This is a genomic window from Coraliomargarita algicola, assembly GCF_033878955.1.
Taxonomy (GTDB): Bacteria; Verrucomicrobiota; Verrucomicrobiia; order Opitutales; family Coraliomargaritaceae; genus Thalassobacterium; species Thalassobacterium algicola.
The window spans coordinates 862,178-881,072 of the sequence record NZ_CP138858.1 but is presented as its reverse complement, the minus strand read 5'-3'; the positions used below and the strand labels follow the sequence as shown (position 1 = coordinate 881,072).

General features: G+C 50.4%; 13 protein-coding genes. 5 read left to right on the top strand and 8 right to left on the bottom strand.

Annotated features, from left to right (window positions below; translation table 11 throughout):
* The first annotated feature begins 221 nt into the window (after positions 1–221).
* Positions 222–3,524 carry a hypothetical protein gene (locus tag SH580_RS03370; protein WP_319833601.1) on the top strand — a complete coding sequence of 1,101 codons (3,303 nt, stop codon included), beginning with the start codon at positions 222–224 and terminating at the stop codon, positions 3,522–3,524.
* Positions 3,525–3,594: 70 nt separating this feature from the next.
* Positions 3,595–4,329 (top strand): hypothetical protein, encoded by a 735-nt coding sequence (locus SH580_RS03365; protein WP_319833600.1) that lies wholly within the window; start codon positions 3,595–3,597, stop codon positions 4,327–4,329.
* 29 nt (positions 4,330–4,358) lie between these two features.
* On the opposite strand, the gene SH580_RS03360 is transcribed toward SH580_RS03365, so the two are convergent.
* The gene (locus SH580_RS03360) at positions 4,359–6,425 is read right to left on the bottom strand and encodes a sialate O-acetylesterase (protein ID WP_319833599.1); all 2,067 of its coding nucleotides are present in this window, start codon (positions 6,423–6,425) and stop codon (positions 4,359–4,361) included.
* Between the two features lie 786 nt (positions 6,426–7,211).
* On the opposite strand from SH580_RS03360, the gene SH580_RS03355 reads away from it, so the two are divergent.
* The gene (locus tag SH580_RS03355) at positions 7,212–7,865 is read left to right on the top strand and encodes an SGNH/GDSL hydrolase family protein (RefSeq protein ID WP_319833598.1); all 654 of its coding nucleotides are present in this window, start codon (positions 7,212–7,214) and stop codon (positions 7,863–7,865) included.
* A 1-nt stretch (position 7,866) separates the two neighbouring features.
* A complete protein-coding gene (locus tag SH580_RS03350; protein WP_319833597.1) occupies positions 7,867–8,595 on the top strand; it encodes an SGNH/GDSL hydrolase family protein in 729 nt (242 codons plus the stop codon).
* An 85-nt stretch (positions 8,596–8,680) separates the two neighbouring features.
* Here the strand turns inward: SH580_RS03350 and SH580_RS03345 are convergent, their stop codons facing one another.
* From SH580_RS03345 to SH580_RS03315, 7 genes are all read right to left on the bottom strand, one after another.
* Entirely contained in the window at positions 8,681–10,006 is a 1,326-nt protein-coding gene (locus SH580_RS03345; RefSeq protein ID WP_319833596.1) for an alpha/beta hydrolase, read from the bottom strand.
* Between the two features lie 66 nt (positions 10,007–10,072).
* Positions 10,073–10,831, bottom strand: a complete 759-nt coding sequence (locus tag SH580_RS03340; RefSeq protein ID WP_319833595.1) for an HpcH/HpaI aldolase family protein — start codon at positions 10,829–10,831, stop codon at positions 10,073–10,075.
* Between the two features lie 8 nt (positions 10,832–10,839).
* Positions 10,840–11,934 (bottom strand): exo-alpha-sialidase, encoded by a 1,095-nt coding sequence (locus SH580_RS03335; RefSeq protein WP_319833594.1) that lies wholly within the window; start codon positions 11,932–11,934, stop codon positions 10,840–10,842.
* 145 nt (positions 11,935–12,079) lie between these two features.
* On the bottom strand, positions 12,080–12,649 hold the full coding sequence (locus tag SH580_RS03330; protein WP_319833593.1) for a hypothetical protein: 570 nt from the start codon (positions 12,647–12,649) through the stop codon (positions 12,080–12,082).
* Positions 12,650–12,658: 9 nt separating this feature from the next.
* The gene (locus tag SH580_RS03325) at positions 12,659–15,214 is read right to left on the bottom strand and encodes a hypothetical protein (protein WP_319833592.1); all 2,556 of its coding nucleotides are present in this window, start codon (positions 15,212–15,214) and stop codon (positions 12,659–12,661) included.
* Positions 15,180–16,112 (bottom strand): hypothetical protein, encoded by a 933-nt coding sequence (locus SH580_RS03320; protein ID WP_319833591.1) that lies wholly within the window; start codon positions 16,110–16,112, stop codon positions 15,180–15,182. Before SH580_RS03320 ends, SH580_RS03325 begins: the two co-directional genes overlap by 35 nt.
* Before the next feature lie 18 nt (positions 16,113–16,130).
* The gene (locus SH580_RS03315) at positions 16,131–16,817 is read right to left on the bottom strand and encodes an SGNH/GDSL hydrolase family protein (protein ID WP_319833590.1); all 687 of its coding nucleotides are present in this window, start codon (positions 16,815–16,817) and stop codon (positions 16,131–16,133) included.
* Between the two features lie 212 nt (positions 16,818–17,029).
* On the opposite strand from SH580_RS03315, the gene SH580_RS03310 reads away from it, so the two are divergent.
* A complete protein-coding gene (locus SH580_RS03310; RefSeq protein WP_319833589.1) occupies positions 17,030–18,895 on the top strand; it encodes a sialate O-acetylesterase in 1,866 nt (621 codons plus the stop codon).

The following is an 18,895-nucleotide window of genomic DNA, read 5'->3' as shown; positions in this document are numbered from 1 at the left end:
GTGTATTTGTTCGTAACCAATCGCTGGGTGGGCTAAGCAATCACCAGCGATTGGCGGAGGTTCATATCGCTGGGATAAGGGATTTTTAGCTTGATAATATCATATGGTAGCAGTATCGTAAAATCCTTTGTCGAAATCAGCTTACCCCACCGTGATTCGAGTGACTTTTCCTCAGCCACTCATAAGTTGATTAGATTTATCGCCAACGTCTATTCTTATTAATGCAATCAAAGTCGAAGTATTTAGGCCGCAGGGGTGGTTTTGCGCTGATTCTGGCTTTGAGCTTGATGGCCTTTGTGGTGCTGCTGCTAATTTCGATCACCACGCTAGTTCAAGTTGAGGTTTCAAATAGTGTGAGCTCAGCAAAGCGCTTACAGGCACAAGCCAACGCGATGCTAGGGCTGCAGGTTGCCATGGGTGAATTGCAGCGATTGACTGGTCCGGACCAACGGATTAGTGGGAACGCCTTGATAATGGATGTAGATGTCGCGACTCCAGTGTTCGATAGTGGGGAGCAAGCGTATTGGACTGGAGTTTGGGACGCGACGAATGGGAGCTTACTTTCTTGGTTGGTCAGTGGTAACGAAGGACTCGCGCCGAGTGATGCTGCTTTTATTGACTATGATTTGGACCTGTCGGCATCGACTCTGACGGAAGTTGTGCAGTTTCTTCAAGCGGGAGTGGTCGAGGTGCCACTGCGGACATTCAATGGTGAAGATGCTTATGCGTATTGGGTAAGTGACGAAGGGGGAAAGGCGAAAATCAATCAAGCAGATACGGACGCGAGCATGCCATTGATTTCTGCTCAGATGCTTGATATTACTCAAATGGAGGGCTTGGAATGGATGTCGTTGATTGCGGAGCAAGCGGTGCTGCGGAAAAAGGCTGTCAGCCTGGAGCAGTTGAAGAGTCTTTCAGTTGCGAATGCCAGTACGTTTGATTCTTTGGCTCATGATTTGACCCCGAGTTCGTTTGGCGTGCTTTCAAATACTGTTGATGGCGGGCTTAAGACAGATTTGACACTTGCTCTGTTCGATCATTCGGAAATGCCAGCAGGGCAAATGTTTGATCCGCTCGACGATCCGAGTGTTTCTTCGCTGAATGATCCCGGAGGTCCGCTTTGGACGCAGCTTCAATCATGGGTGGATACGAGCTTGAGTGCCGCAGGTGATTTGCCCGTTCGGGCTACAACCGATGAGCAAGCAGGTTTTTTCCCAGTGGTGACACAGGCACAACTTTACGTGCTTCCACGTTATGGTGCGGCGCCTGATCGAAAAGTCTTACTCGATGTGATGCCATCAGTCACTTTATGGAACCCTTATGATAAAGCTCTGGAAGTGAGCAATTATCGTGTCGATTTCGGGCGTTCCAGCCCGTTTGATCCAAGTCACTACTCCTACCATGATATTGTTTTTGGCAATTGGAGTCTTTACCTTGATTTGGATGGGGATGGCAGCTTCACCTCCGTATCTAATAGTGAAAAGGATGAGAGAAAAGATGGGGATGAAATCTTTTATTTGATAAATACGGACAGGAGCAGTCAGCTGAATGACATGCCTGGATTGAGCTTTACGATTGCCGACCTGCGTTTGGAGGCGGGCGAAGCAATTACATTTAGTGCTCCGTCTGGTAACCATCCTATTGATGCGTTTATCAGTAGTGGGCCTGAAGGACGTTTGTATCGAGCTGCAGAAGGTGATAACGAACTGGAGCCAGGATTTAGGCTCACCTCGAGTTATTACATCGATACTGGTTGGGACCTGTCTAGTATCGATCCGTTTGTGGCGCCGAAATTCAAAGTTTCGGCGCTTCGGACTGCCTCGCAGAGCGTGCAATTAGTGAAGACATCTGGTAGCGATTCGGAGGTGTTGAGCGAATTTTTCGGAATGGGAGGACAGTTTGTGAACGGTGCCCCTACGATTATGAGCTCGTCGAGTGATATACTTGGTTACCCTGATTTGAATGGTAGTGTCGGCTTTAAAATATTGAGAAACTTTGTTGAAATTGCTGAGGATCCTACTGTGCGGTGGTTGTCGCAATTCAATCCACGGGGCAGGATGCAGGGACCAATCCCACTTTCCTTTCATGATACTGGGTTTGCTGATTTTAAGAATTCTCAAATTAATAATCCGAGCTTTCAAAATAACATCTTGAATGATGGCTTAGAATTTACAACCGGTGTCCCTTCCAGCGGGAGCGCGGCGAGTGTAGGCTTTAGCACGAATACCATATATCCGAAGCAAGCGGTTCTATATGAGTCCCCACCGGCACGGGATGAATTGCGTAGCATTGGTCAATTGATGCACGCGCCCCTATATTATTCTGGAGTGACTGCGGTGGACGCGAATGAAGACGGCAGCATTGATAATGATATTTCACGGCAACGTATGCAGTGGTCGCGTATTGATAATTTGATACCTGCCTATGCGGTTGGTAGTAGTCTGGCAGATTCAATGATTCCACTAGACCGTGTCGATCTTGATTGGACCGAATATCCGATTACTGAGTATTGGTATAACTATGTAGGTCGGCATTATGATTATTCTTATTTACTCAATCAAGCACTGTGGGATGGTTACTTTTTCTCCAGTTTGCCCACTCCGAATAGTCGAACACCAGCGAACCAGAGATTCGTTGCGCTGGATTCGACGGCCACAGCTACGATGTCCGCTGGAAATGTTGCTGCTGAATTTTTGTTAGAGGGTGCCTTCAATGTTAACTCAACTTCGGAGAATGCATGGCGAGCTTTGCTGGCTGCGTTTTATGGTGAGAGTTTGAATGGGACTCAGGAAACGGGTTCGCCTTATGTGCGTATCAATGACCTGAGCGGTGATCCATTTAAACCATCCATCCATGATGTGGAGAGTCCGGAAGCTTACTTGGGGTATCGAACGCTGACTGCGCCGCAAATCAAGAATTTGGCGAGGCAGATCGTAAAGGAAGTCAAGCGGCGTGGACCATTTACTTCGATGGCTCGCTTTGTGAATCGTTCGTTAGATCAAGATGCGCCCAGTGATATGCCGAATGGAGGCGTGAATGCCTATCGTGTACGAGGTGCACTCTCGGCTGCCTTATTGGCTGCCGATCAAATTACAGCAGATGAGGCCGCTGATTTAGGAATTACAGTTGCGGATGCGAGAATCAATGGTGCGCTGCAGCAAGCGACTGAGGAGATCACGGTAGATGATGTGCGGACGGATTCTGGGTTTATTCAGGAGGCGCAAGTGGGATGGCGCAGTGAGGATATTCCAGGCTGGTTGACGCAAGCGGATCTTTTATCACGTCTAGGTGCAGGTTTAACGGTTCGCTCGGATACTTTTAAGATACGTGTGTGTGGTCGTGTGAATGATCCAATCAGCGGGGCAGTTCAGGCGGAAGTCTTTGGTGAAGCCACTGTTCAGCGACTGCCGCAATTTTTTAATCTTGCCGATGCTGCAGATACTCAAATCGCTGATTTGACGAATGACGAAAATAAGCGATTTGGACGTCGATACATCGTTGTCGATTTTCATTGGATTGAATAAGCTCATGCCTCTGTATTCCCTATTCATAGCTCTGAATATGAAATTGATTCGAATTCTCTTATGTTTCTCTATGATAAACTTTGTCGCTAAGGCCCAGTCCAGCGAAGAAGAGATTGTGGATGTTCCATTTCAAGTATACGTTTGGCCGGGAGGCCCCATGGCGAGTGTGGGCGAGCATCCGCGCGGTGGTGGTTATACGCGGCCAATTATTGAATACAGTCCTGATGGAGTGGGGGAGGCCGTGGACATTATGGCGGATGAGCTACGCCTTTCGAGTGAACTGCACTACCGTGGACCGAACCCCTTGCAGTTCTATCGTGAAATCACACTGGCGAATGGTGAAAAACGACGTAAGTTACTCGCTTCGGTTGTGATCCCTGTCGGAATGAAGCGCGCACTGTTACTTTTTTTCCCCGTTAAGGGTAAAAGCTATAGCTATGATGTTTTTCCGATTGATAACTCGTTGGAGCGCGTGCCGCTGGGGCAATCGCAGGTGTATAATTTGACTCAGTCGAAAATTGCCTGTCTCTTTAACGAACAACAGTTGTTAATTGAACGCGGGCAAAGCTTACACGCGAAGCTTGGCCCTGCCGAAGATTTTACCGTTTTGGTCCGAATTGGAGCTGAAGATGATGCCGGGCAATGGAAGGTGCGGCATGAACAGCGTCTCGTCGTGAATCCAGAGGATAGTAGTACGACACTTATTTATATGAAGCCAGGCAGTCGTAAAGCTTATCGAATCTTAGTGTTAAAAAATTCGGAGATGAAAAGAACGCTTTCTCCAGCGATATCAGATGCCGATTAGTGTGCCTCGAATGACTTATGAGTCATTCGTTAATACCTTGCGTCTCGAGTTGAGAGGGGAAAGTCGTCGGTTCTGAAAGGGCCTGCGGGAAAACCGGCACTGTTGTAGAGATTACCGTTTGGGTTGGATTCCCAGTTGTACCTCACGGCAACTGGATCAGGCACGTCGGGGGAGTGAACGAAGACTGTAGTTCCTTCGATACTTGCATTGGCCCAGTGCCACTGACGATCCTCGCCGCAGATGGCAAAGCTTTCGAGCTGACTATTGGGGCTGTGACGAATCAAAGGAGCAGTTTGGTTCACGCGTGATTGAACGATGTAGTTTTCAGGCACAGGATGCGCTACCAGACTTTCTGAGATATTCGAGAAGTGAAGTCGTATGCCTGAGTTTTCGATCGTCATCGATTCATAACTCGGGCCTTCATATTCTATGTTTAACCCGTAGTCTCGGGCGAGTGCGATGGCCGCCAGGCGTTCGCCCACATCCTTTTTGTTACGAGGGTGAATGTCTCTAGACTCTCCTAGATCTGTTAAGATGGCTTGGCCCGTATTGGGCAGTTTTAGAGTTAAGGTTTGTGCTTCGCGCAGTTGCGCCCAATGGCTATTGGGGTGTTCATTCGTTTTAGCCCCATAGTTAGCCAATTGAGCGAAGTAAAATGGGAAGTCGCCGAGTCCCCAACGCGCACGCCAGTCTCGAATCATCAGCGGAAAGGCTTCTCGGTATTGGTAGGCACGCCCGGCATTGGATTCTCCTTGATACCAGATGACTCCGCGTAGGCTATAGGGAATGAGGGGAGCGATCTTTGTGTTGAACCAGGCAGCGGCTAAACTTGCAGTTCTGATTTTAGGTTGGGGTGGGACTTCCGGATAGTTCGCTCTGGCTTCGGGACTCAATGCTGGGAGTGCACTTTCTACTTTGACTTTCCATATGCCATCTAGATCTTGTCGGGATTGATGGAAGGAAAGGCGGAAGCGCTGGATGTCGCCGACGGCAAAACCTTCTTTGGGTTGATACATGCGAATCGCTAGCTGATTGCTGCCAGTCTTAATCCAGTTGTTGGAGATGGAGGCACGTAGGGGACTCTTCTGTTTTGTCAGATCTATGACTGTTTCAGTTCGTATTTTGTGACCGTTCCAATAGATTTCACATAGCCCTGTAGTGTCGCCGAGCTCCAAGCCCCAGCGTTGGCTCGCGTTGGAGTCTTCGATCTCTACCGTGCGTCGCAGCCAAATTACGCCAGCTTGGGGGAGCTTGGAATTTAGGATTGGGCCGGGCAATTCGACGGAGTCCCATCCACTGGAGTCGGCGCTGAGGTAGGGCTCTAGATTCGTCGGTTCTACGACTTCTCGTTGATTCGTTTTGACCCAAGTCGTCCAGTCATTTGAAAATTGCTTCAATTTCCTGGGGAAGATTTTCCAATGTTCGTTGTGATACTTTTCGGCGGACTCTTTTAATTGTGGTGATTGAGATAGGGCCTCCAGACTCGTCCATGCTTCAATGGCGGTGCCGCCGACTGAAGCGTTGATTAAGCCAACGTTTTGTCCGAGTTCGGTGGATATTTTTTTCCCGAAATAATAGGCGACGCCTGAGAAGTTGCCCACTGTTTTCGGATCTGCAATGATCCAGCGACCATGACAGTCCTTTTGTGGAAATTCAGAAATGGGCCCCGTTACCTTGAATTGGCGTAGACGCCGATTCTCCGGCAGTTTGATTTCCTCTTGAGCACCGATTGATTTACTCACTTGAAAGTCCATGTTCGATTGTCCCGAGCACAGCCAGACCTCGCCGAGCACCACATCTTCGATCTCCAGTCGGTTGGTCCCTTCCACCACGAGTACGTGGGGGCCCTCGTCCAATCCCAGCTGGGGTAATTCAATTCGCCAGTGTCCGTCTGCGTTGGCAACCGTTTCTGCCTGTTGATGAGCGATCGATACGGTGACCTGTTCCCCGGGACTTGCCTGTCCCCAGATGGGAGCACTCTCGCCCTGTTGTAGGACCATGTGCTTCGAAAAAATAGAAGGGAGTTTGACCGCTGCGTGAATGAGAGGCAGGTAGCTGGTAGTTAGCAGGAGTCCGAGTGTAATAAAGTTTCGCATCTTGTTTTTTACTCAAAACAGCATATTTATTGTAGTCAACTATCATAAGGTAGTTTGCGTCATAATTTAAGTATACATGGTGTATGGCCAATTGTGTGTGACGATCCGGATGCGGTGGAGACTTGTTGGTCGAAACCAAGACGCCTAGGGGACGGTATTATGATGAATAAGCCTACTGTGCTGGCAAATGGTGACTGGGTTTTACCTATCTCGATTTGGAATTTGTTTCCGGAACGGGTCGCTTGGGGAGAACCGGTTTTTTACGATATGTCGGCGTCAGCGGTTGCTTATGCTGTGATCAGCCGTGGCGATAGGTAGAGTTTTTAATATTTAGGCAAATGCGATCAGCATGTGAATAAATCCTTCGATGAGCACATGATCGTTGAGTGCAAAGACGGTTCGCTTTGGATGTTATTACGTGTAGGGGATGGAGTCTGGGAGAGTGTCTCGAAGGATGGAGGGCGCTCTTGGAGCGTTGGATCACATGCACAGATTCAGCGAGATAGTAGCCGTTTTTGATTCGCCTGCTGCCCGCCAGCAGGTTTTGGTGAATCAAGCTACGGCGAAAAATTGTAATTTACAGGAGAAGTCTTTTGTGCCGAAGGCATGAATGCTTCTTTGGGAAATTTGTTTTTGATGAATAGGTTCTCTGTTGACGAACCTAGCTTATCTTTTCTTTGTTGAGAACTGGGATTTGATCGTAGTCGCATGAGCTATATGATAGCAATCATTCGCAAGAATTCTAACCCCTGATAATACCAAATGAGTGTGACGCGGCATAAATGTATGAAAAATTTTACTACAGATCAAGTGAGGCAGCAACGCTGGCTTTTTATTGGAGACAGTATCACAGACTATCAGTGTCGTGATGATCCTCAGGGCTGGGGCTATGGCTATGTGCGGATGATTCGCCAGTGGTTGGCGGGGCGTCGTATGGCACCCGAGGTGCTGAACCGTGGGATTAGCGGTGATACCGTGCGGCGTATGGCGGCGCGCTGGCAAGAGGATGTGATTGAGCTGAAGCCGGATCTGCTTTCTGTGAAGGTCGGTGTGAATGATGTGGGCTACCATTTTAATCCGGACCGTGTGTCCGATGCGGTGGGGCTGGACGAGTTCCGCGCTAGTTACGAGCAATGCTTGTCTCGGGTCAAAGAAGAATTGCCGGAGTGTCGTATCGTGATCTGCGAGCCTTGCGGCATCTTCCCCCCGCGTGCGCCCGAAATCTCTGAAATGCTCAAAGGTTATATTCAAGTGGCTCGTGAGCTGGCGGAGCGCTATGCGATCTGTCCTGCGGTGCCTTTGCATGCCGCCTTCGTGGATGCGATGGCAGAAAAACCGGAAATTGATTGGACGGTGGACGGTGTGCATCCTAGCCCAGTGGGTGATGCGCTGATTGCGGAGCATTGGATGCGAGGCACGGGCATGCTCGGTTTGCGCTAAAATGGAAACACAACCGAATCAACTCGCCCCTGAGATGGAGCACCTTAAAGAGCAACACGTCACGATTTTGGCTTTGGGAGATTCAAATACACAACAGATGCACTGGACTTATGGACATTGCAACTGGGTGGGGCTGCTGAGTATGGGGCTCTATTCTTTGTTTCCGCAGGGGGCTACGGTGATTAATTCGGGACGTTCTGGTGATTCGATGGCAGGGGGCTTAGCACGGCTCGAACGTGATGTGTTACGCTTTGATCCCGACATTGTTTTGATTGGTTATGGATCAAATGACTGTGTCAAAGTCACTCCTGAGGTTTTTCAGCAGCAGGTGATTGAAGCGATTCGCCGCATCCGCGCACATAATCCCCAGTGTGTGATTATTTTACGTACGACAGTTCCCGTTGTGAATCAATATACCGGGGAGGAAGAAGCAGTTTACGAGAGCGGTGGCCAACAAGTGACTAGTGAGCTACGTGCTCATTTTGTGTCGAAGCTACGATTGGTCGCTGAACAAGAGCAGACGCTATTGGTCGATCACTATGCCTTGTGGAAGGCGTCGATGCAGTCTAGCTGTCGAGGTGACCTTTGCGCCTTGATGGGGAATCCTGTACATCCAAATCATTTGGGGCACCGTCGCCTCTACCATGAAATTGCTCAACTATTCAATAGTTATCCCTATTTCTTCCATGATTGGCAGCGAGTCTTACGTGATCAGGATCTCCCGTGCTAGCGTGCGTTTATTTTTTATCAATCTCATACCTATCCGAATGCAGCGCTGCCGCGAGTGCATTTAGCTCATCGACTCGGTGCTTTGCTTATCGCAGTTCGGGGCCGTTCCACATGGGGAAGCTGACGGGGGTGGCATTCTTTTCGATCTTGTCCACGTTGACGATTAAGCTGTAGTCACCGTCTTTGTCACTGACCCATTGCCCGCTGCTTTGGCCGTAGAGTTTCCAGCTGTGGATGAGTGCACTCTCTTTGATTGCGCTGGCGATGCTTTCGTCTTGCACGATTCCTTGAATACGAAGGGTGCGGATGCCGTAATGGGTGCCGCTATACATTGCGACGACGATATCTAAAATACTTTCTCCTTCTTCATTCGTAGAGAGTCCTTGCACAACAAAAGGCACGCCATCGATGCTAAAAGTTTGTTCTAATAGATCCGTGAGTCGACTCATGTGAGGGTCAAAGAAATGACGGTTGGCCCCCATCTCATCCATGCGGATCATGAAGCGTCTGTAGGCATCGAGTATGTTGGCGATTTCTTTTTCTCCGGTGATTTTCTTGTTGGGCTGGATCATGCCTTCGCGACGCCATGCTTCGGCGCGTTCTATAAAACCCGGTATAATCCAGTCCGCGTCGCGTTGCACTGTGCCGTGGTCACGGCCAGGCTGTTGATGATATTCGGTAAAGGGATGTCCGATGTTTTTCAGGCTGATTGCTAGTAATTCATTTTCTTCTACCCGACTTTTGAATTCAATGTCGGGGTCTCCGACGATTAAGCAGATGGGGGGCAAGTCCGCGGCCGCGAAATGCATAGGAGCGTATTCGTCGACGACGATACGATACTTCGGCCCTTTGTCGCCAAGGAGTTTTTTGACGTTGAAGTGTGTGCTGACTTGTCCGCTGACTGGGATGATACCTGCCAAATCATTGGGAGAGTGCCCATATTCGGCGAGCCATTTGGAATCCATTCCCACTAATGCAGCTAAATAGCCTCCGGCCGAGTGCCCCGCCACGTAGACACGCTTGGGATCGCCGCCATATTGTTCGATATTGTCGAGGACCCAGGCGGTGGCCGCCGCTGCGTCATCGATACAGGCTGGGATGGGAGCCTGCCTAGTGACTCGGTAGCTGACGGCGACCTGTGCGAAGCTTTCATCTTTGACCGGAGAGAAGCAGGGCTTTCCACCCGCTAGTCCACCTCCGTGTAGCCAAATGATGGTCGCGAAGTCTGGTGTGTTTTCCGGGATCGAAAGATCTAATTGGCATTGAGTACGGCGAATGTCATCAGCGGGAAGTTCCAAGTCCTTGGGACGATAGTTGATGTCCTTTTCGATGCGGTGTTCGCCATGCAGTGCGATACTGATTAATAAGTATAATAGAGATAGGCAAACGTGCCGTTTCTTAGTGCGTGACATATTTAGGAATCAATTGTGGGGGGGGGGAGTTTTAAAGGCTAAGGAACTGAGGGCTGAATGAGCCTTTTATTGGCGCATATCCATTGTGAGGTTTTGACAAGCGCTCATCAGGATGCCGACATCAACTGAGTAGCACAGGTAGTGAATGCCCATGCTGCGGTATTTGCGTGCGCTCTCGACGGATTCGACAAAAGTGCCGACTGGGATGTGCTTGGCGCTGCATTTCGCGACCACTTCTTTCAACGCAGCGACGACTTCGGGGGCCTCGGTCTGTCCAGTCATGCCGAGGGATTGTGAGAGGTCGTAGACACCGACAAAAATCATATCGACGCCGGGCACTTCGATGATGGTATCCAAATTCTTGAGACCTTCCGTGCCTTCGACTTGAGCGATCACGGTGATGTCAGCTGCGTTGTGGAAGTAGTCGTGTTTGTCGGTGGAGCTATGTCCGGCTGCTCTAACATAGCGACAGACGCCGCGGTGTCCCATTGGGCCAAAGCGAGCTGCATCGACGGCACGTTCTGCATCGGCTGCGCAATTGACATGAGGGATCTGCACGACGCGTGCGCCCAGATCGAGCGCCTGCCCGATTTGATCGGAACGCAGGCAGCGCACGACGGCGGTGGTGTCGGAGCATTCGCAGGCGCGGACCAGGTTGCCGAGCGTAGTGACATCGTTTGGCCCATGCTCCAGATCGAGAATGATGAAGTCCATGCCGCCCATGCCCATGGCTTCGATCATATTGGGATCCGAAGTTTTAGAAAAGGGGCCAAAGACGGCTTCGTTTTGAAGTTTCTGATGAAAGGGAATCTTGGAGTTTTTCATAAAAGTGACTACTGATTGGGGAGTTCGACCTTCATGTAGATTACATCATGACGATTGTAATCGAAGGCAAAGTGAAGGTAGGTGCCAGAGGTGGATTCCTCGATTTCTCCGTCTGGGTAAGAGAGCGCACCAGGAAAAGTGCAGACGTCCTCTTGGTAATTCCAACTTTGCATGTTATCGTTGGATATCCATATGGAAAGCGGATTTCGGCCTGTAGGGCAGCGGTGCTTGGTGTTGGGGTGATGGACTTGATTGCTGGGATTGTGAAGTAAGAGGATGCCACCTTGCTTCAGCTTGAAGAGCCGGAATTTGCTGCCGGGGTTCGGTATGTCGGTTTTTACGTATTCGGTCCAACTGCGCCCGCGGTCGCTAGATTCACTGCGCATGAGGTAGCCTTCATCGCTGCGGCAGAGCATGACGAGTTGTTCATTGCTGAGTTCGATTACATTGACTTCGGCCCATCCATGAGGCCCTTGCACTTCACCACCTTGCTCCCAGGGACCATTCTTGCCAGTTCCGATAAGCACGCCGTTGATTTGAGCCAATTTATTGGGGTCGTCCATGAAGCTCTCTTCGGAATCCCCATTGGTCGGCTGGAATTGGTAAGGCAGTAGATATTCTCCCCAGCTTGTCAGATAGAGATTGCGGATCATCGAGCGTTTAGGCTTCGCTTCAAACAGTTCGGGAGTGCTCCAAGTATGACCGTTATCTGTGCTGCGTGTGACTGCAGTGCGCCAGTGCCCGAAGTGGCCATCATGAATTTGGAGATAGACACAAACTGTATCCCCATCGACAATGACTTCAGACATGGTGGTCGCGATTTCCGGCACACAGCGATCCTTCCAGTTGGGGTCCATATTGTGAGGCACCTTCTCGAGGTCAGCTTTGCAGGCCTCGCTTTGGTGAATAATTTCGTGTTCGCCCCAGGTTTGGCCTTCGTCGTGGCTGCGACACATGACAACGAAGTTTGAACTTTCCGGTTCGAAGTTGCCGCCGGTCATAAAGAAGACCGCTTGCTCTCCATTGGGCAAACGCCGCCAGGTGGCATCACAGCAGCAATGAATCGGTGTATAGCCGCGAAAGACGATGGATGAATTTTCCATATATAACTGTGATTACTCGGTGAAGTATTGAGTGATTGTTTTGAGTTCTAGTTTGGGGCGACGACTGTTGGGGGCGTCGGTGACGAAAACAATATTTCGAGTGAGTGTATCGTGCCGCCAGCGGGTGTTGATTTGTGAGATCCACTCATCGTTGATTTTCGTACCTAAAATGGATACGCACATCCACATGCTCGGAACCGTTAAGATCAATGGTTTTGAATCCTTTGCCTGGGATTGTAAACTTTTGATCTGAGAAAATGCCTCCGACTTCATACTCACTTAGGTTGTATATGCGATAGGCCCCTTGGGGGAAGGTTGCTAATTGATTGTCGATGCTTAAAATGTGTAGCTGCTGTTCTGAATCTGCGGATTCGTTGGGGGATTTAAGAAAAAGAAGGAAGACATCCTTGAAGGCCGGATTGATTGGAGCCGAAGCCACGGGGGTGGGGATCATCGTGCCGTCTTCGGAGCGTATTTTTTTGTAGAAGACGATTGGGTTGGGGCCAGTATAGTCAAAGGGCCCTTTGTAGAAAGCCTGGGAAATTTGAAGTGGTTCAAGTTGCCCGTTTTTAAGGTAATGCAGGTCTCGGGTATCGGTACCTTTCCATGCAAAAGTGCTGAAGCGGATGGAGATTGTGTCGTCTTCTGTTTGAGCTCTGATACTCAGCGAGAATGCGAGCGTCACCAATACGAATATCCAAATAAATTTTTTCATAGATACTTCTTAAATTTGATCGTTATCAAGCCAGCGAAAGGAGCGGATTACGAAACGTCTTCCGAATTTATCGTTAGTCGCATCCAGCACTGTATCGGTAGGATCATTTGCATTGCTCACGTAATATGGGGTTCTTTGAATGACTGCTTCGCAGAGTGCTTCTGTTTTTTCGCCAGTGACCGGATGGATGTAGTCGCCATATGCGCGAATGGTAAATGTGTCGGATCGCGCGCTCATGACAGGGCCTAAGGTCATGAGCAGGTCGCTTTGGCGTAAGTAGCCGGGGGCACCCGCAGCAATCGGACCGACGGCGTGATTGGGATATTGCATGTCGCTATCGAGGTCTGATAGCACGACTTCATCAGAAAACTGATTGTTTATGCTAGTTTGATCAATCGCAGCTTGAAGCGGTCCTTTTAATGCGCTTGAGAGGTCATTATCCAAGCGTCGATTGACAAAATCAGCAAGGGAAGTAAATGGGCCACGTAGCAGTACTTGGTCTACGATTTCTTCTGCCAGGCTTTGGACTTCGGATTCGCTGAGGGAGCGGTAGCCTGACCAATCATCGTTGGCATCACCACTGGGGAGACTGGTTCGGCTGAAAGGGCTATCCTGCTTGCTGGCGATTTGGCTGCTGTTTCCGCTCAGGTAGCGAATGTCCAAACCGTTGCGTGAGCTGAGCAGAGCTTTCCAGGCTTCGATTGAAGTGGAGTTTATATTAAAGGCCCCATCGACCATCAGGTGAGTGGCGATGTTTGCATAGGCGTCGGCAGCAATTTTGCTGTTGTTGGAAGAAGAGGATAATTCGGCGAGCGTCGCGCTGGAGTCGGAGCCAATGAATTGCATGCGTGAATTGGGCAGAGGCTGGCCGTCCAGGTAATATTGGAAAATAGATTCGAACTCATTGTCAGAGAGATCGAGGTCTGGGCGAGGGCCGATACTGGAAAAGAAATAGCTGTCCCATAGGGCAGAGTTACAGAGGTAGGACCAGTCGACTTGTGTGCGCCCAGTCGAGTCGACTTCAATTGTGCGGGTGACCGCATTGGGTGGAATGAAAGGGCTGGCATGTGAATTACCCACGATATAGGCGGGCTCTTGTGTATAGTTGGAAATGTTGTTTACGTGTTGGAAGGCCGCAAGAGAATGCAGTGGTGTGGTGGGGAGTTCGAAGAGGACTACCTTCGTTTGTCCACTTGCGACGCTTTCGCCCCAGTAACCGCTTCCGTCGTTGGCAATCGCGAGTTCCTGATTATTCCAATTGGAGAACGTGACTAGTTCGCAGCGGTAATTGCCAGGTGAAGTGCCATCTTCACCGTCGTAGTAGATGCCTGTGTATTGGCGAAAGCTGGTGGCACGTGGATTATAATGGGTGAGGAATTGGACGGGAACATTTGTGTCCTCGGGGCGTAGGTGTATGTCGAATACGCCTACCGGGTGCTTGCTGGGACTCATCGTGTCGCTGATGTCTTGAATTTTTATATACTCGGGCGGGTCCGCAGGGGGCCAATTAAACTCTGTGCTTTCGTTGGAGGTGGATCGAATCGAGCCGAGTGTAATACCTGTGCGTTCTTCTCCGGATGATAAGTTCCGGTAGAGCGTTGTGTATAAACTAAGACCACTGTTTGAGGACGCTTCTAAGCGGATGTCGCTATCGGGAGCCAAATACAACTCTGTTCCAGGATCTGAGTCCTGCTGGTTAATTTTAGTGAAACGATAGCCGGTTTGATCAATGATGCTCTTCGTGTAGGGAAGCAATTCGCCGGAAATTCTACCGGAGGCCAGACTCAGGTCGGAGTCCGCATAGACTTTGATTTCCCCCGGAGCTAAAGTTTCTGTATCGGTTAGGTCCAATGAGATGGTGGAGCGATCACTACCCGGATTCGCGAGCAGACCTAAATAGGTATTGATTGACTCTTCGGGTGTGTCTGGTTCGCGGATGAATATTTCCATCGGAATCTTGAAGGCTTCCGCCGTGACTCTTAATTTGTCGTAGCTCAGGGCGACATTATAAGGATTCCATAATGTAACAACCGGGTCTAGCAGGAGGTCGAGGCGGTATTTGACTTCAGTTTCAGGGGCAACTGGATCGATTCTGACAGCCTGGAGACTTAAGAAATATTGGACACGTGTGACTAGTGGGCTAATTGCCATATCCGTGACGCGAAGGATGGGTTCTGTGCCTGTGTTGGCTTCGAAGGTGTTATTTACGTTCGGGTCCAAATGTAGGTCATAGTAGGCTTGCGGGAGTTCGGAGGCCTGCGGCTGGTTTTTCTCCGTCATCGGGAAATAGGAACGTGCGGCGATCTTGAAACCGCTGCCTTGTGATTCGACGCCAAGTGGATTGCCTATTTTGTAGTCCTCGAAGCGATCCGGGTCATCTTGTTTATAGAGGCGATAGTAGTTTCGTAATAGATGCCAGGTTGGGCCGCGTACGAGTGGGTCAGCTATCTTAGGAAAGGGGGCTTGAAATTGATCGAAAGTAAACAGGTAGTTGACGAGATGATCGTCAACGTAAGGTGCGGACTCGCCATCAGCGGCGAAAATGCCTGTACCTGTTGAAATCACTGAGATCCATTTCGAAGGCGAGACTGAGATCCTTTTTTAAGCCGCCATTTTGGGTGTCGGTCAGTAATCCATAGCTGTAGGTCGTGATATCATGAATACGATTGGCTTGTAGGGCCTCCAGGTCTGTGTGGAGAAAGCTGAATTCTTGGCCGCTTTGTAGGCGTTTGAGTGTGTGTGCCGTCAGAGGTTCCAGAGGCGAGATCAATGCACCCAAGTCGTCACCGCTTTCGCTGCTGCTAATGGCTTCGATTCCAAATCGCTGCGCGGATAATTGTGAAAAGAATGACTCCGTACTATTGCCGTCATGGTGCGGGTCGATGGTGTTGATCTTAGCTTTGACACCTTCGTCGCCGATCCAGAAGGCGTAGTGCCCATTGGTGACGGCGTCGACTGATTGTAGCGGCACGCGTCCGGCGATGACCGAATTTTCCGGAACAATAGAGTTTTCTATCAGAGTCACTGGGTCGTTGACGACGCTGTTCGGTTGTAATTTGGCACCGGAGGTATCCAGGCCAGAGACCAACCATTGTAACAGGGGAGGAGTGCTGTGAGTTGTAAACGGGTCTTGGTTGCTGACATCCCACACTCCGGTCCAATGCTGCTGCGTGTCGAGAGGGGGCCTGCCGCTGAGGTCGGCTGTCGCGCTCACTCTTTGATCCGGGCCGGCGGTCTTTTGCAGGTCGCCAATGGCGATTTGTAAGCCAAGCAAGGCATTGGAGCGCGCGAGCGATATTTCCGTTTGAATTTTACTGCTTTGTGTTTCTACGCGAACGACAGCTGTTAACGACATTAACAGTAGCAATATAAATGCCATCAGGGAGAGCGCGATGACTAGGGCGAAGCCACCACTGTAGCTGTGGCTAGAAGGGGCGTTTTGCTGGGGGCGCAAGTCAGGCATCGTGGTCAGTTGATTGGTTTAGCTGAACTGATCCATTGTTTGTTGGATCATGAACGCTTCCGCCCAGTGTTCCATTTCTGGCCGCATTTGCCAACCAAAGGTGCGGGCGATGTCGAGGCCGACGACCTTGTTGCCGCGGGCGATCAGGTGAAAGGCGTCGCCCATCAGCGGCTTGTAGAGATCGGGGCGTTGTTGGCGTAACGGTTCCCAGCGAGCCAAGTGGTCGATTAAGGTGGCGTCTCGTTCGCGAGCGACTTTACGGATGAGATCCATATAAAGGTAGAATTTCTGGAAGCGCTCGCTGCCGTCGGATATGACGGCATAGTAGGTTTGGAAGATGACATGAGTGCCTATGGCATCGAAGCGTTTCCAGAGCTCGTTTAGGTTGGCTTCGAACTCTGTAGCATCTAGTTCTTCTTCAGGTTTGCAGTCATTGCCGCCGATTGTCAGGAATGCTGCGTGTGGCTTATAGAAGGCGGCGTCGCTTTCGAAACGGGCCAGTAAGTGGCGAGTGGTATTGCCGCCGACGCCGACGTTGATGCAATGCGCTCGGGGCCCGTGGTTCTGATGTAGAGCCATTTCAAAGCAATCGAACCAATGCATGCCGGGGCAGAGTCGTTCAGTATTGGAGGAACCGAATGCCAAAATTCGAGTTGGCTGATCGGATGCGATATGATTCAGCAACGATTTAATGTGAGAATTCATCAATAAGATCGATTAATTGTGGGTACGTTATGTGGGGGGGAGATGAGTAGAATTAAAAGACTATTTACGCGAATGGATTGAAGTCAATCTTAACTGTTCTAACTGTTCGTCCTGTTTATACTGTTTTTGATTGTGTTTGACTTGGTCTTCTAATTCAAATTATGAACCCAGTCTTGTCAGGTTCTGTTAAATCCCCATCTAACGCTATTTAAATGAAACGAGTTGCTTTGGTGTCTCCCTTGTTCTACAGGCTACCGCTTGTTGTTTTTTTGCTGCTTTGTCATCTGCCGGCGGCTTTGTTGGCCGTGAGTGCATTTTCAGAGACGGTTACGATTCGTGAGGAACTGGGGCGGTGGCGGATTTCTATAAAGGGAGACCCGATCATAGAAGCGCAAGTCGGGCAAGACGGCAGTTTGCTGGATCTGCGATTTATTCAACCGGGTGAGTTTTATGGTTTGGTGGCAAATTCGCATCGCCCCAGCTTTGTGCGTTTGGGAACTGGTTTACCTGATCTAAATTCATTTGGCGGCTCTAGGGGCTTCTTTCTTTATCAGGGGACAACTGTTGATTTGGAGCGGGTCGAGCAAGTGGATGTGAATTCGCTACGAGCAGAGGGTGAGCGAGCTTCGGTTCACTATCATTTTGCAGCAGAGGGGGTGCAGATCCGGGTTGAAAACAAGACTTCCCAACCGATGCAAGCGTTGATGGTGATCGATCCTACTGTGCGTGCGGTCGCTTCCTTGGGTGGGGAACGCCTCCGTACGCCAACCGTGCAATTGTGGTCGGATACGACTTGGTATCAGGATGGTGTATCGGCGTGGTGGCAGGTTCAGATTGAGGGTGGTGACCGAATCTGGGGGCCGAGTGAGGAGACAGGAAAAGCCTGGCGAAAGGGCTTGTTTCAGGTGTGGGAGGCGACCCTTCAGCCTCACGAGGTGCGGGAGATTTCAATTACAGCAAAGCCGATTCTTGATGAGGAGACTGCCGAATTGAAAGAGCGCTGCGAGGATGCGGTTCCAGGCTACCGCATGGCAGAGTTGGCTTTTCAATCGCCTAAGCCATCAGTGAGTGGTGCGTTGACCTTGTTTTCTCCCAAGGATTATCAGGTGTTTCAGCGTCGGAGCCGAATGCAGGGGCAGGTGCTTTTGTCGGGGGCGGTGCCAGTTGGAACGGAGTCACTGGTCTATCGATTTTTGGGTTCGGGATTAAGTGGTGAATTGCCGGATCGATGGCGGGAATTGGGCGGCAAGCCGGTGGCAGCGAGTTTTTCGGAATGGGTGGATCTTCCTGCGGGAGGTTGGTATCGCCTGGAGATGCAGGCGCGTCGCGGCGAAGAGGTGTTGGCGGATGTTCATGTCGAGCATGTGGGTGTTGGAGAAGTTTTTGTTATTTGCGGACAATCCAATTCCACTAACTACGGTGAACGCCGCAAGTTGACAGCTCGCACGCAGACCGGTTTGGTATCTAGTTTTAGTGGCGAGTCTTGGAGCTTGAGCGAAGATCCGCAACCAGGCTCGACGGATGGTAGCCAGGGAGGCAGTCCATGGACATATTTTGGTGATGCGATGGTGGCGCGTTACCAGGTGCCGGTTGCCGTTGCGGTGACGGGCCATGGTGGGGCGCCTGTGAAGCGCTGGCTGCCTGGGAAATTTCCTTTCTATTGGCTGATGTCACGTATTCATCAGCTCGGGCCGAATGGCTTTCGTGCCTTGCTCTGGCATCAGGGCGAAGCCGATGCTAAGGGCACATCGGAAGCCTATTACGATTCGCTCACCCGTGTGATCGATGGGACGCGTTCAGTTGCGGGATGGAATATCCCTTGGATGGTGGCTCAGGTTTCTTACACGGGGAGTCAGCGCCCATTATCGCCGGCGACGCGTTTGGCGCAGCAACGTATTTGGGATGAGGGGATCGCGTTGGTCGGGCCTGATACGGATACATTGCTGGGGGAGAATCGAGTGGGGGTACACTTTAGCGAACTAGGCTTGAAGAATCATGGTGAGCTTTGGGCTGAGAAAGTCGGTGTTTATTTGGATCAAGTGCTAGAGGCGGAGGCTGCGCAGGGCGTGGATTACTAG

Bases quoted from the DNA above. Each gene is read 5' to 3' on its own strand.
- SH580_RS03370 (WP_319833601.1), top strand. From the start codon at position 222: ATGCAATCAAAGTCGAAGTATTTAGGCCGCAGGGGTGGTTTTGCGCTG.
- SH580_RS03365 (WP_319833600.1), top strand. From the start codon at position 3,595: ATGATAAACTTTGTCGCTAAGGCCCAGTCCAGCGAAGAAGAGATTGTG.
- SH580_RS03360 (WP_319833599.1), bottom strand. From the start codon at position 6,425: ATGCGAAACTTTATTACACTCGGACTCCTGCTAACTACCAGCTACCTG.
- SH580_RS03355 (WP_319833598.1), top strand. From the start codon at position 7,212: ATGAAAAATTTTACTACAGATCAAGTGAGGCAGCAACGCTGGCTTTTT.
- SH580_RS03350 (WP_319833597.1), top strand. From the start codon at position 7,867: ATGGAAACACAACCGAATCAACTCGCCCCTGAGATGGAGCACCTTAAA.
- SH580_RS03345 (WP_319833596.1), bottom strand. From the start codon at position 10,006: ATGTCACGCACTAAGAAACGGCACGTTTGCCTATCTCTATTATACTTA.
- SH580_RS03340 (WP_319833595.1), bottom strand. From the start codon at position 10,831: ATGAAAAACTCCAAGATTCCCTTTCATCAGAAACTTCAAAACGAAGCC.
- SH580_RS03335 (WP_319833594.1), bottom strand. From the start codon at position 11,934: ATGGAAAATTCATCCATCGTCTTTCGCGGCTATACACCGATTCATTGC.
- SH580_RS03330 (WP_319833593.1), bottom strand. From the start codon at position 12,649: ATGAAAAAATTTATTTGGATATTCGTATTGGTGACGCTCGCATTCTCG.
- SH580_RS03320 (WP_319833591.1), bottom strand. From the start codon at position 16,112: ATGCCTGACTTGCGCCCCCAGCAAAACGCCCCTTCTAGCCACAGCTAC.
- SH580_RS03315 (WP_319833590.1), bottom strand. From the start codon at position 16,817: ATGAATTCTCACATTAAATCGTTGCTGAATCATATCGCATCCGATCAG.
- SH580_RS03310 (WP_319833589.1), top strand. From the start codon at position 17,030: ATGAAACGAGTTGCTTTGGTGTCTCCCTTGTTCTACAGGCTACCGCTT.